The sequence below is a fragment of the Alkalibacterium olivapovliticus genome, from assembly GCF_003003275.1.
Taxonomy (GTDB): Bacteria; Bacillota; Bacilli; order Lactobacillales; family Carnobacteriaceae_A; genus Alkalibacterium; species Alkalibacterium olivapovliticum.
Genome location: NZ_PVTO01000002.1, coordinates 1 through 13,281 on the forward strand (window position 1 = coordinate 1; position 13,281 = coordinate 13,281).

Genomic DNA, 13,281 nt, shown 5'->3' on the forward strand with positions numbered 1-13,281 from the left:
GTCTTGCAAGCTCATCCGTTCTATTAAGCCTTGGTATGAAGTTTCTGTTCGTCAGTGCAAGCATTTGCGTCCGACTTCCTTCAGATTCCGCCTCATGGCGGACACCCTTGTCTTTCGCTAACAGTTCCTACTGCCAAGTCTGTAGTGGACTTTCACCACCAAGTTATCGCCCATGCCGGGCGCACAAAAAAATCGCCTAAAGAGAAACGAATCTCTTTAGGCGATTGAGCGATGTTATGAGCGAAAATTTAGATAGTCTATCAGTTAACTATATTGCCTGGGTATTGCTGTTATTCAGTAGCTCTGTCTTCGTCAGTCAGGTACCAAGTGTGGATTCCAACACCATCAAGATCCGGATCTTCTCCGACAGTGATGTCGTATGCTCCTACACGATTGTTAACTGGGAAAACTTCATTACGGAATAATGTTGGGATAATAGGTAATTCTTCCATGAAGTACTCTTGCCATTCTCTAAATACTTCAGCACGCCATTCAACGTCGAAGCCTTGGTCACTAAGCATTTGTTCCATATACTCATCGTTTTCTTCTGTTGCCCAACGAGTGTAGTTAAATGGAGCAGTACGACCATATAATCCATCTGGAGTCGGGTCAGAACCTGTTCCCCAAGCTCCTTGGTAGATATCAATATTAGGATCATCAGCCTCTACACGGTCATAGAATGAGTTGAACTCATGTAAACGGCCGTCAAGAAGTTGAACATTAAGTCCAATATTTCTCCATGACTGCATATAGTACTCAGCAATCGGTTCAGCAACGTCTCCACCTGACATTGAAGCAAAGTTGATAACTAATTCTTCGCCTTCAGGAGTCTCACGGAATCCATCACCATTTGTATCTTCGTATCCAGCTTCATCAAGCAATTCAATTGCGCGGTCAGGGTCATTTGGGTATCCTTCCAGATCTTCGTTATAGTAGTCTGCGAAGTTAGGAATGATTGGTGAATTAGCACGGCTACGTAACCCTTGGTAGAAACGGGCACCAACAGCATCATTATCGATAGCATAAGCCATTGCCTGTCTCAAGTTTTTGTCAGCCATTTTTGCATCAGGATTTGGAACGTTTTGAGGTGGCTCTACAACATTGCCTTCGTCATCCTCTACAGCACCCTGCCATTCACCTAATTTAAATCCGATATAAGTGTATGAGTTTTCCGGTCTTCCTATTACAGTATAACCAGGAATATTTTCAAAGTTTTCATATTGGTCTGTTGGCATAGAAAGGAATACATCAAACTGATGATTTTCCATTGCTGCTACAGCTGTTGAACTAGGAACGGTTTCTAATTCAAGACGTTCGATGTTTGGTGTTCCACGGTAATAGTCTTCAAATCTTGTATAAGAAACAGACTCACCTGGGACAATATTATCAACCATGAATGGTCCGAATCCGATTGGTCTCTCACGAATTTCAGGTGAAGATTCTAATTCTGCAACTGGAATATCTTCCAGATAGTGACGAGGAGCAGCATATGCCCATACTCCACCACCAGCCTGAAGCATTTGCACTCCAACTGATTCATATTCAATCTCAAGCGTCAGATCATCAACCACTGTGATTCCTTCAATGCTGTCAGCTTCACCGTTTTTGTATGCTTCCATACCAATGATGCTTTGCATATCAGAACTGTAACGCACACCAGGATAGTCAGGGTGTCCAATGATTTCGTGAGTGAACGCGATATCATCAGCTGTTACTTGCTCACCGTCGTGCCATAACACGCCATCTTGAAGCGTAATCGTCACAATGTTTGTATCTTGATCCAATTCTACTGTGGCAGCTCCAGAATCATCATATTGATAGTTCTCATCTGTTCCGACTAATGCACCCATTGTATATTGCATAACGATTGCATCAGGATTTCCAGAGTATAACTCATAGCTGAATATACCTGTGAATGGAGAATCGGAAACATACCCAATACTCATTGTTCCTCCATCGATTGCTTCCCCTTCATTCTCCACTCGCGTTTCGAATTCAATCGGTTGAGGTCCATCAGCAGCAGTTTCGCCATCTCCGTTACCTTCAGCATCTTCGTCTACATCTACTTCTTCTTCAGTAGCCCCGTTGTCGTCTGTTCCGTTATCCGTGTCTGCAGTATCGCCATTCCCACACGCAGCCAAGATAAACGCTACAGCAGCAGTACTCGCAAGCATGCTATATTTTTTCTTGTTTGACATATTTTTTCTCCCCTTCTCTTATCCTAATCTTTGTTTAGCGTCTGCCGAACGTTGAAGCGCGCGACCGACGTAGTTTATACACAACACCAACACTAAAATAAGTGTTGAAGCCGGTAACCAAACCCATGCTCTATTTGCCAGAATATCTGGGTTTCTGGCAAGTGCTACTAATGTTCCCAAACTTGGTGTTCCGGTTGGTAACCCGAATCCAAGGAAGGTTAACCCAGTCTCTAATCCAATACTGCCTGCAAAGTTCAATGTCAAGTTAACAATGATCAATGAACTGATATTAGGCATCATTTCGCGAAGCATAATAACAATCGAAGGTGTCCCCATAGTTCTGGAGGCACTGATGAAATCTAAACGGCCTACTGTCAGAGCTCGGCCCCTAATGAAACGGGCTTGTCCATGCCAGTTGAAAACTATTAATATGAGTGCAAAGGTAAACACATTATAAGTAGGTACAATAGTTACAAATATAATAATGATCATCAACTGCGGAAGGATCATAATAAAGTCGATGATCCGCATAAGAATGTTATCAACCAGGCCAGCATAGTATGCCGCTAAGATACCAACTACTATCCCGATGGCACTTGTTATTAAGGCAACTGACCAGCCTAACATTAGAGAATTTCTGGCACCAATTAAAAGTAAACCAAATATATCTCTACCTGCTGAATCAGTTCCCAATAAGAATCGAGTGCCTTCACGAACAGGATCCTCACTGAAAGCCATAGGAGGTAAATAGGAATCCCATAAGCTGACGTTAGTTACTTGTGCCTGATCTAATAAAAATGACCAGATGAAAATTGTTACTAGTAAAACAACTAATAAAATTAATGAGGCTAGAGCGAGTTTGTCTCGCATAAATTCTCTTATAATTACTTTTATTCCCATTGGTGGTGAAGACGCAGCCATATCGTCTGACAAAACAGCTGCTTCAGCATCTTGATTCGTTGCCATAAGATTTACTCATTCCCTTCTATAAAATAAATTATATTAATCGATTCGAATACGAGGATCCACTGCCATCAAAATTAAGTCCGAAAGTAAAGTTCCAATTAAGCCCATAACACCATAGAACAATACTAATACAAAGATGACACTGTAATCACGTGTTTGAATTGATTGAAGGAATAAAAATCCCATACCACTGTAATTAAAGATTTGCTCAATAAAAATGGACCCGGTAAATATACTTACAATTGTAAAACCAAAGCCAGATGCGATAGGTAAAGATGCATTTCTGAAAATATGTTTAGTATAGACCTTTTGTATAGGTACACCCTTAGAACGGGCTGTTTTTACATAATCAGAATTTTTAGCGTCAATTATCTCACTTCTTAAATACTGAATGATAGAAGTGGTTCCTAAAATTGCTGTTGTGATAGCTGGAAGCATTAGATGATACAGCATACTCGTCCATCTTTCCCAAGTCGTATCGGCGCCTATACTGATTGTTCCTCTTGATGGGAACCAATTTAAATTATATCCAAATACCCAGACAAGGAGCAATGCCAAAACGAAAACTGGAACAGCGAAACTGACAAAGTTATAAACTAAAATTGTTTTGTCCAATACTGACTCGTTGTAACGCCCTGCAAGAATACCCAAAGGCAACCCTATTGCATAAGTCAAAATGACCGACACTACTGAAAGTCTGACTGTGTTGCCAAGTCTTCTGCCAATGACGGTAACAACTGGCTGCTGGTAATTAAAGCTTCGACCAAAGTCCCCTCGAAGTGCGTCTCCAACCCATCTAAAGTATCTGACAGGCAATGGATCATTTAAGCCAAATGCTTCGCGCTGTATCTCAAGTTGCGCCGGGTCAAGATTGGGATCAACTAATCCTCTGAATGGGTCACCAGGCATAAAGTCAGCAATAATAAAGATCAGAATGCTTAAAATAATAATTTGAGGAATCATTAATAGCAAACGTCTGAAAATTGTCTTCCACATATTTAACGTTCCCCTCCTGTTTGTACGTTTTCATTCTGTAAAGAGGCGTTCGGCTCATCCGGTTTTAAAGCAACCAAATGGTTTTCCCCAAAATTCTGTAAATCGTACACTCTTCCATCTGGATCGTAATAATTCGTTTCCTGTGCATCATAAGCAGCTTCAACACGCTGGCGTTCTACTTTATGAGCAGCTCTAGTCGTTGGATCCATATCTGGAATAGCCGACAGCAAACGTTTTGTATAGATATGCTGAGGATTAGTGTAAATTGCAGATTTTGACCCTTGCTCAACAAATCGTCCTTTATGCATGATGGCAATGTCGTCTGACATATGCTGGACTACACCTAAATCGTGAGATATAAATAAATAGCTTAAGTTAAATTCTTTTTGTATACGTCTCATAAAGTTCAGTACCTGTGCCTGAACAGATAAATCAAGTGCGGAAGTCGGCTCATCTGCAATGATCAGTTTAGGATCACTGGCTACAGCTCTTGCAACACCGATTCTCTGTCTCTGTCCACCTGAAAACTCATGTGGATACTTGTACATAGCTTCTGAGTTCATTCCTACGATCTCAAGCAAATCAACAACTTTTCGTTTGATCTCATCTGGAGTATAGTCAAAATAATTACGCATCGGCTCAGCAACGACATCTAATATCCGTTTTTTAGGATTCATTGAAGATGTCGCATCCTGGAAGATCATTTGAACATCTTTATTATATGCTGCGTATTTCTTTTGACGGCTTCTTGCTCTGTTTGTCACTTCTTGTCCTTCATATATAATCTGTCCTGATGTGGCTTTTTCCAAGCCGATGATCGTTTTACCGATCGTTGTTTTACCAGAACCGGATTCTCCTACCAGACCGTATGTTTTTCCGCTTTCAATAGTCAAATTCACACCATCTACTGCTTTAACATGATCCTGGATTGTATTTAAGACACCCCCACGTATAGGGTAGTGAACTTTTAGATCTTTAACTTCGATAAATCCCATTCTATTTTTCCTCCCCTTCAAAGTGGAAATGCTTCCAGCATGTACATCTCACTTTGTGGTTTGGACTCACTTCATGTAAAACTGGATTTTCCTCATGTGCCTCTTGAGGTATCCAAGGAATACGGGGTGCAAATCTGCAGCCTTTTCTTGGCAGTTTAGATAATGAAGGAACTGTACCATGTATAACATGCAGCTCATCATCATCACTTTCCAGTTCGTGAGGGATTGAATTAAGTAATGAACGGGTATATGGATGTTTAGGATTTGCAAACAATTCTTCCACCGGAGCTTCTTCAACTATTTGTCCAGCATACATTACCGCTACTCTGTCAGCCGTTTCTGCAACAACCCCTAAATCATGAGTGATCAGGATAATTCCAGATCCTGTTTCATTCTGGATATCAATCATCAAGTCCAGAATCTGTGCTTGAATGGTCACATCAAGTGCTGTTGTTGGTTCGTCAGCAATAATAATCGGTGGTTTGTTAGCCAACGCAATTGCTATAACGACCCTTTGTCTCATCCCCCCAGATAATTCATGAGGATAAGCTTTCATGATTTGCTCAGGTCTGGGAATACCAACCTGGTTAAGTAACTCTAGTACTCTTTCTTTACGCTGATTTTCATTTAAATCTGAATGATATTCAAGTGATTCTGATATCTGATTATAAATCGTCATCAGTGGATTAAGTGATCCCAGTGGATCCTGAAAAATCATTCCGATGTCATTTCCTCTTATACGGTTATACAACTTTTCGTTTAGATCGAGAAGGTTTAAATCTTTATATAATACTTCTCCTTTAATCTCAGTGTTTTTATGATCATGTAAACCCATTATTGAAGTTGCCAATGTTGATTTGCCGCAGCCGGATTCTCCAACTATTGCTAAAATCTCATTGTTTTTCAGTGTCAACGACACACCATCAACAGCATTATGATAAACGTCTCCAAATCTAAAACCTGTTTCTAAGTTGTTAACCTCTAACAAACTACGTTCGACGGCCACTACTTAACCTCCTATGCTCTACTTCTCTTGATTGAGAAGATTATTAAACTTTCATGTATTTCTAATTAAAAGCTTAATAATATAAATCGAATTATACACCTGTTTTCTTAACATATCAATACTATTCTTTAATTTTATAACAATCAGTTAAATTTTCAAGGGGTATTTCTAATTTAATTCTAATTAATCTGACAATGACAAAATTTGTTCAAATTAAACTATTGGGTAGACTGTATATAATCGACAGCTTTTCCGACTGTAGTGATCTGTTCAGCATCTTCATCTGAAATTTCTTTACCAAACGTATCTTCCATTTCCATAACCAATTCGACTATGTCCAGAGAATCGGCACCAAGATCGTCTTTGAATGTAGTATCTCGAGTAATTTTATCTTCGTCTACTCCCAGACGCTCTACAATAATTCTTTTTACATTTTCAAAAATTTCATTTTCGCTCATTTTTCTCTACTCCTCTATTAATTAGATAAATTCGTATAGCATTAGTAAGATTAATCTATTATTAAAATATCATTTGATTCACAAAGATAATTGTATCGCATTCAAACTAATATTTCCATGTTTTTTGAAATAAAATTACAGTATAAAGTCTATTGTTACACTTTGTACATCAATCCCGTGTTTCGAAATGCTGGATAAGATCTTCCAGCAAATTAGATTCTAACATTCCTCTAATCTGCTTAATTGTGTGATACACAGGTTCTTCAGTAGCAGATCCGTGTGTTTTTATCACTGGTGCCTTGAGTCCAAAGAGTACAGCACCACCATATTTCGAATAATCCAGCAGGTTTTTAATATCACCTAAGCTGTCTTTAAGTAGCAGTCCGCCTAATTTTGATTTGATACCGTTATCCATTATAGCACTTTTGATCACGCCCATAAGCGAGAGAGCTGTTCCTTCGATTGTTTTCAATACTGCATTTCCAGTAAATCCGTCGGTTACAATTACGTCAGCTACTCCATTCAGCAAATCTCGTGATTCGACGTTACCAATAAAGTTAATTGCAGTATTTTCTTTCAGTAATTTGTAAGCTGCTTTTGAGAGCTCACTTCCTTTGTTTTCCTCAGTCCCGTTATTTAATAACCCGACTGTCGGGTTAGACACTCCGTGAACATGGTTCGAATAATAAGATCCAAGTGTTGCGTACTGATCGATATTCAATGGTTTTGAATCAGAATTTGCGCCAACATCAATCATATTGAAAACAGCCCGCTCATTTGAAAGAGATGGAAATGTAGCCAGAAGACCAGGTCGATCTATTCCTTTCATACGCCCTATTATAAGCGTCCCAGCAGCTAGCAGCGCTCCAGTATTCCCTGCTGAGAACAGAGCATGATTCTCACCGTTTTTAACAGAATAAGCCGCTTTTACCATAGAGGATTCTTTTTTTCTTCTGATTGATCTGACGGGGTCATCATCGCTTTTAATAGTTTCTTCAGCGTGAACGATTTCAATATTTTCATATGTCTCAGTCAGTTCAGCCCGGATCGCATCCTCTTTTCCATATAACACCAATGTAACATCCTTAAATTCTTTAGCCGCTTTAATACAGCCTTTTACTATTTCTTTTGGGGCATGATCTCCACCCATTGCGTCTACTGCAATTCTCACTCTTTGTTCCTCCTAATTCTTTTAATCTAATATAGGTTGCTGATTAATTATGATCCCAATTTCTTCTCTTAGCTTAAGATACTGATCCTCCTGATAAAACGAGTCACTGTTAAGCAAAAGGATAGCCTGTGCCCTGGCCTCTTCCAGTATAGGAGCATCTTCAACTAAATCTGCCACTTTAAATTCAGGGATACCGGACTGTTTAAACCCAAACATATCTCCAGCACCTCTCATCTCCAGATCTTTCTCACTTAAGACAAATCCATCAGTCGTTTCAGTCACGATTTTCATTCGTTCCGCCCCTTTTTCGCCTTTGGGATTAGCGATAAGGATACAATAGGATTCCTGAGAGCCTCTCCCTACTCTGCCTCTCAATTGATGCAGTTGAGCCAGACCAAACCTGTCGGCATCATGAATAACCATCAAGGTCGCATTAGGAACGTTAACGCCAACTTCTATAACTGTAGTAGAGACCAGAACATTCAACTTGTTCTCCTGAAAGTCAGCCATTACTGCTTCTTTTTCTGAAGAAGGCATCTTTCCGTGCAGCAGCCCTACCTTAACATGAGGCCCCAGAGCCTTCTGATAAGTCGCATGTAATTCTGTTACATTTTCCAGATCCATCATTTCGGATTCTTCTATCAAGGGACTGATGACATAAATCTGGTGTCGTTTGTCCAGTTCTTTCTTGACAAAGGTCAGCAACCGCTCAAAATGCTTGGGTCTGATCCAGTATGTCGAGATAGCTTTACGCCCTTTTGGCATTTCGTCAATCACTGAAACGTCCATTTCACCAAATGCAGTAATGGAGAGTGTTCGAGGAATTGGTGTAGCTGTCATGAATAATACATCTGGGTGCATCCCTTTTTCTCTCAATGCTTTGCGCTGATTAACACCGAACCGGTGCTGTTCATCTGTGATAACTAAGGACAATGAGTGATAATTCACTCCTTCCTGAATCAGAGCATGGGTCCCGACAATACAGTCAAGCGTTCCTTCTCCTAGTTCTTCCAGAATACGGTCTCTTTCCTTTTTCTTAGTGGACCCGGTCAGCAACGCAACCTTTATGTTTATATATTTAAACATGTCCTCCAGTGATTCTTTATGCTGCGTAGCCAGTATCTCAGTTGGCGCCATGAAGGCGGTTTGTTTTCCATCTGTTTTGGCAGCCAGTATAGCAGCCGCTGCAACAACTGTTTTTCCGCTTCCCACATCGCCCTGAATCAGCCGGAACATTTGCCTAGGCGATTTTAGGTCTTTACACACTTCATTGACGACTCTCTTTTGAGCATCTGTCAGTTCATAGGGCAACGTACTAAAAAATTCTTTTAACGCCTCCACATTATAGTTCAGGCTTTTACCTAACTGAGCATTTTTCAGTTGTTTTTTGCGCCAGCCCAGCTTAAGCTGATAATAGAAGAATTCTCTAAATATAACAGAATAACGTGCCTTTTCCATGAATACATCCGTCTCCGGGAAATGCATGTGATAAATGGTGTCTGCCATACTCAACAAATCAAATTCTTTTAGCAGCAGATCTGGTAGAGTATCGTCAATTACTGAATGATAGCCATCCCATGCCTGCCTGATAAGCTTTAATAATGTCGACTGTCTGATTTTCTTGGTCGTATGATAGATAGCTTCTGAATTCTGATTGTCACCACTGACAGCTAATAATTTCATTCCATTGAGCTGTTTCCTATTGACATCCCATTTTCCAAAGATTTTCAGTTCTTTTCCGGCTTGTATCTGTTTTTGAAGGAAAGGCTGGTTAAAAAATGTGACGGTTACAATAACATGGTCGCAGTTGATTCGAAATGTCAGCCTGTTTTTCTTTCGTCCAAAATGAGACACAACACCGTCAGAAATAGCAACACCTTCCAAAACAACTTTTTCGTTGTCCTCAATTTCATCTATGGCTTTGACCGTCAGATCCTCATATCTGAAAGGATAGTGGGTCAGCAGGTTTTCTACTGTGAAAATACCTAATTCATTAAGGGCTTCTACTCTTTTTTCTCCTACACCTGACAGGACGGAGACAGGGTCTTGAATAGTTTTATTCAATTGCTCTCTCCTTTCTATAAAAATAGGAATAGAGGAAACAACAGAATAACAAGTCGTTTCTTCTATTCCTCTAGTTAATCCTTATTCCACAGAAATCAGATAAGGGTATACCGGCTGATCGCCAGCGTGAATTTCTACTTCTATTTCAGAATACGCTTCTTCAATAAAAGCCCCGATTTTTTCTGTTTCTTCCATCGTTCCTTCTTCACCAACCAGCAGTGTGACGATTTCACTTTCATCATCGATCATTTGTCTGATTGTTTCGACCGTTACATTATACATGTCTGACTCGGTTACTTTTATTTCACCGTCGATCAAGCCCATGTAATCATCTTTACGAATAGTCAAGCCGTTAATCTCTGTGTCTCTAACTGCAAAGGTCACTTGACCTGATTTTACGAGACCGAGTTCATCTGTCATGCTAGATTTATTGGTGTCCAGATCCTGTGCAGGATTGTATCCAAGCATTGCTGTTAATCCCTGTTGAATCGTTTTAGTTTCAACTACTGTTGCATTTGCCTCAATAACTTGAGCCGCCTGCTCTGCAGCCATGAATATATTTTTATTGTTGGGTAAAATGATATAGTTGTCAGCCGGAACACTTTCCATTGCTTTCACGATATCTTCCGTACTCGGATTCATTGTTTGTCCACCCTGCAGGACACAGTCAACGCCTAAACTTTCAAATAACACTTTCAGGCCTTCACCTGGTGCAATAGCCACTACTGCAAAATCTTTTTTAGCTGCTGCTTTAGTGGAATTGTCAGATAGTTCTGAATGCTGTTCTCTCATGTTATCTACTTTGATTTTCATAAGCGATCCGAATTTCTGCCCATAGTTCATGACATCTCCAGGTTTTTCGGTGTGCACATGCACTTTAATGATTTCATCATCCGCTACAACTAGAAGGGAGTCGCCCACTTTATCTAAGTAATTACGAAACTCGTCATAATCGAACTCTTTTTCAACTGTTTCGCCTTCTCCGATGTGTACCATGATTTCAGTACAATAGCCAAACTGAATATCTTCACTAGAAACATGCTCATGTACTCCGCTGCGGTGGTGCTCAGCGCGGACCAGTTCAGCCAGTTCATGTTCTTCTTCGACAGGTTCTTCTCCAGTCAAGGAAGAAAGGAATCCTTCATATATATACACTAATCCTTGACCTCCACTGTCGACTACGCCCACTTCTTTTAAGATAGGCAGAAGATCAGGTGTCTTTTTAAGAGATTTTTTAGCAGCACTTAATACAGTCTCCATGACTTCGATGACATTATCCGTGCTTTCTGCTTTCTTCATCCCTGCTTTCGCAGATTGTCTTGCCACTGTCAGAATCGTTCCTTCGACAGGTTTCATAACTGCATTATATGCAGAATCAACTCCGCCCTGGAAAGCTTCCGCAAGGTCCTGAGCATTTATTTCATCTTTTCCTTCTATTGCTTTTGAGAATCCTCTGAAAAGCTGAGATAAAATCACTCCTGAGTTTCCTCGAGCACCCATAAGCAGTCCTTTAGCGAGTGCCTGAGCTGTTTCTCCCATTTTTTCGCTTGTTGATTCTTTAACTGAATTGACTCCACTTGTAAATGAAAGATTCATGTTAGTACCTGTATCTCCATCCGGCACTGGGAATACATTCAGAGAGTTGACATATTCAGTTTGTTCATCCAGACGTTTTCTACCCAAAATCACCATATCTTTAAACTTTTTTGTTTTTAAACTCTTAACATCCACTTTTTCAAATTCCTCCTTTGCCACAAAGACTACTGTGACGTTGGCTTAAATATCATTTTGAACTCTTACGCCTTGAACAAATACATTGACCGATGCAGCTACAATACCCAAATCATGTTCCAGCTGGTATCTGACACGTTCCTGAACATTTTTGGATACTTCTGTTATTTTTGTTCCATAACTGACTACGATATAAACATCCACTGCAATTCCATCGTCTTCTTGACGAACCACTACGCCTCTGGAATAATTATCTCTATTTAATATTTCATTAATACCATCTCTCACATGTTTCCGGCTGGCCATTCCCACTATGCCGAAAATTTCTGTAGTTGCTCCACCCACTACAGTTGAAATCACATCACTAGACATTTCTATCGTTCCAAATTCGTTATTCATTTGTACACTCATCCTTTTTCCCCTTTCTTATACCATATATATTCAGAGTTTTTAAAAGGTATTCTTTGATAGTCAAACATATTTTAGCATATCGACGCGCATAAAAAAAGACAAGTTGCTACAGAGCTTGCCTCTTGAAGATATCGATACGATTTATATACATACTACACTCTAGTATACACTGTTCTGACTTACTTTTGTAGATTTTTTCTGTCTTAAAGGTCTAATCCTTCTTTTATTTCTTAATTTCCGATTCAGATTCCCGTACCTGATGCCTCTGTAAAGTAAAACTCCTTGAAACTATCAAAAAACACTTGCTTCATGACCTCAAATATGATACTTTATATAAGTATGAGTTAGCTTTGAACGATAGAGCTAAGCACGAAGGAGGAGAAAAAATGGCTAAAGAATGTTTTGTAACTGGACGTAAAGCTAGAAGCGGAAATAATCGCTCTCACGCTAATAACAAATCTAAACGTACCTTCAGTGCGAATTTACAAAAAGTTCGTATTATGGTTGATGGTAAACCTAAAAAAGTCTGGGTTTCAGCCCGCGCTTTGAAATCAGGTAAAGTTGAACGCGTTTAAAACGAAAACGATAAAAGAACGGTAAGGTCTGATTTTTTAAATCTGACCCCCGTTCTTTTTTAGTTTATTTTTCACTTTGTATGACTGCTAACAGTCCCTCATCCAGTGATACTCGACAGGTATCTCCTATTATTTCATTACTCACCAGGGTGACGGGATAATCTGTATCCAGCTTGTCAACCGGATACTTCACATCTTCAATCGTCAGACCCTTCAAAGCTGTCATCCCAATAATTGCCAGGTAATACTTTCCTTCTTCCTTCTCCAGTACATAATGTCCCTCTTTATAAAAACGAATCGTATTGATGCTATTTTTAAACACGACTTTTTCAATTAGCTTCTCAAACCTGGGCTGATACACAAAAAACAGAAGATTCAGCAAATGGTCCATCCGTCCACCAGTCCAGTTATGTATGACGATTGTTTCAGGGTCATACAGGTCTTCTGCCCATTTTAAAGCAATTTCTGCATCTGTATCATCTTTTTCAGGTTGAAACTGCCTGAAGTCCTTTGCTCTTGCCTTTATATCTTGTAATTCAGCAGAAGTAACGGAATCAAAATCGCCTATTGCCAGATCCAGCCGACTGTTCTTGTTCAAAACGAGTACTGCTCCGCGGTCCACCCCGATGACTCTATCATTATCCATTAGATTGAATTTCAGTTCATCGTTTTCGGGTGATCCCAGTATGATGTGAACTGTATTGATCACT

Annotated in this window: 12 protein-coding genes; 1 reads left to right on the forward strand and 11 read right to left on the reverse strand. The window is 39.8% G+C overall.

What is annotated here, in order from left to right; translation table 11 throughout:
* Positions 1-290 precede the first annotated feature (290 nt).
* From CLV38_RS01005 to CLV38_RS01050, 10 genes are all read right to left on the reverse strand, one after another.
* The gene (locus tag CLV38_RS01005) at positions 291-2,198 is read right to left on the reverse strand and encodes an oligopeptide ABC transporter substrate-binding protein (RefSeq protein WP_106190365.1); all 1,908 of its coding nucleotides are present in this window, start codon (positions 2,196-2,198) and stop codon (positions 291-293) included.
* Between the two features lie 18 nt (positions 2,199-2,216).
* Positions 2,217-3,164 carry an ABC transporter permease gene (locus tag CLV38_RS01010; RefSeq protein ID WP_245920512.1) on the reverse strand — a complete coding sequence of 316 codons (948 nt, stop codon included), beginning with the start codon at positions 3,162-3,164 and terminating at the stop codon, positions 2,217-2,219.
* A 36-nt stretch (positions 3,165-3,200) separates the two neighbouring features.
* The gene (locus tag CLV38_RS01015; RefSeq protein ID WP_106190367.1) at positions 3,201-4,160 is read right to left on the reverse strand and encodes an ABC transporter permease; all 960 of its coding nucleotides are present in this window, start codon (positions 4,158-4,160) and stop codon (positions 3,201-3,203) included.
* Between the two features lie 2 nt (positions 4,161-4,162).
* Positions 4,163-5,155 carry an ATP-binding cassette domain-containing protein gene (locus CLV38_RS01020; RefSeq protein WP_106190369.1) on the reverse strand — a complete coding sequence of 331 codons (993 nt, stop codon included), beginning with the start codon at positions 5,153-5,155 and terminating at the stop codon, positions 4,163-4,165.
* 1 nt (position 5,156) lies between these two features.
* Complete coding sequence (locus CLV38_RS01025; protein WP_106190371.1) at positions 5,157-6,161, reverse strand: ABC transporter ATP-binding protein; 1,005 nt, start codon at positions 6,159-6,161, stop codon at positions 5,157-5,159.
* Positions 6,162-6,379: 218 nt separating this feature from the next.
* Positions 6,380-6,619 (reverse strand): acyl carrier protein, encoded by a 240-nt coding sequence (acpP, locus tag CLV38_RS01030; RefSeq protein ID WP_106190373.1) that lies wholly within the window; start codon positions 6,617-6,619, stop codon positions 6,380-6,382.
* Between the two features lie 169 nt (positions 6,620-6,788).
* Complete coding sequence (gene plsX, locus CLV38_RS01035) at positions 6,789-7,790, reverse strand: phosphate acyltransferase PlsX (protein WP_106190375.1); 1,002 nt, start codon at positions 7,788-7,790, stop codon at positions 6,789-6,791.
* Between the two features lie 21 nt (positions 7,791-7,811).
* A complete protein-coding gene (gene recG, locus CLV38_RS01040) occupies positions 7,812-9,854 on the reverse strand; it encodes an ATP-dependent DNA helicase RecG (RefSeq protein WP_106190378.1) in 2,043 nt (680 codons plus the stop codon).
* An 81-nt stretch (positions 9,855-9,935) separates the two neighbouring features.
* Positions 9,936-11,585: a DAK2 domain-containing protein gene (locus tag CLV38_RS01045; protein ID WP_170068777.1), complete on the reverse strand. Its 1,650-nt coding sequence runs from the start codon at positions 11,583-11,585 to the stop codon at positions 9,936-9,938.
* Positions 11,586-11,630: 45 nt separating this feature from the next.
* On the reverse strand, positions 11,631-11,996 hold the full coding sequence (locus tag CLV38_RS01050; RefSeq protein WP_106190380.1) for an Asp23/Gls24 family envelope stress response protein: 366 nt from the start codon (positions 11,994-11,996) through the stop codon (positions 11,631-11,633).
* Positions 11,997-12,382: 386 nt separating this feature from the next.
* Between CLV38_RS01050 and rpmB the strand changes: the two genes are divergently transcribed.
* Positions 12,383-12,571 carry a 50S ribosomal protein L28 gene (rpmB, locus tag CLV38_RS01055; RefSeq protein ID WP_106190383.1) on the forward strand — a complete coding sequence of 63 codons (189 nt, stop codon included), beginning with the start codon at positions 12,383-12,385 and terminating at the stop codon, positions 12,569-12,571.
* 64 nt (positions 12,572-12,635) lie between these two features.
* On the opposite strand, the gene CLV38_RS01060 is transcribed toward rpmB, so the two are convergent.
* Entirely contained in the window at positions 12,636-13,280 is a 645-nt protein-coding gene (locus CLV38_RS01060; protein ID WP_106190386.1) for a thiamine diphosphokinase, read from the reverse strand.
* Between the last annotated feature and the right edge of the window lies 1 nt (position 13,281).

What these genes read in the sequence shown, in the direction of transcription:
- CLV38_RS01050 (WP_106190380.1), bottom strand. Translation starts at nt 11,996, where the DNA reads ATGAGTGTACAAATGAATAACGAATTTGGAACGATAGAAATGTCTAGT.
- CLV38_RS01020 (WP_106190369.1), bottom strand. Translation starts at nt 5,155, where the DNA reads ATGGGATTTATCGAAGTTAAAGATCTAAAAGTTCACTACCCTATACGT.
- CLV38_RS01015 (WP_106190367.1), bottom strand. Translation starts at nt 4,160, where the DNA reads ATGTGGAAGACAATTTTCAGACGTTTGCTATTAATGATTCCTCAAATT.
- CLV38_RS01005 (WP_106190365.1), bottom strand. Translation starts at nt 2,198, where the DNA reads ATGTCAAACAAGAAAAAATATAGCATGCTTGCGAGTACTGCTGCTGTA.
- acpP (WP_106190373.1), bottom strand. Translation starts at nt 6,619, where the DNA reads ATGAGCGAAAATGAAATTTTTGAAAATGTAAAAAGAATTATTGTAGAG.
- rpmB (WP_106190383.1), top strand. Translation starts at nt 12,383, where the DNA reads ATGGCTAAAGAATGTTTTGTAACTGGACGTAAAGCTAGAAGCGGAAAT.
- CLV38_RS01010 (WP_245920512.1), bottom strand. Translation starts at nt 3,164, where the DNA reads ATGGCAACGAATCAAGATGCTGAAGCAGCTGTTTTGTCAGACGATATG.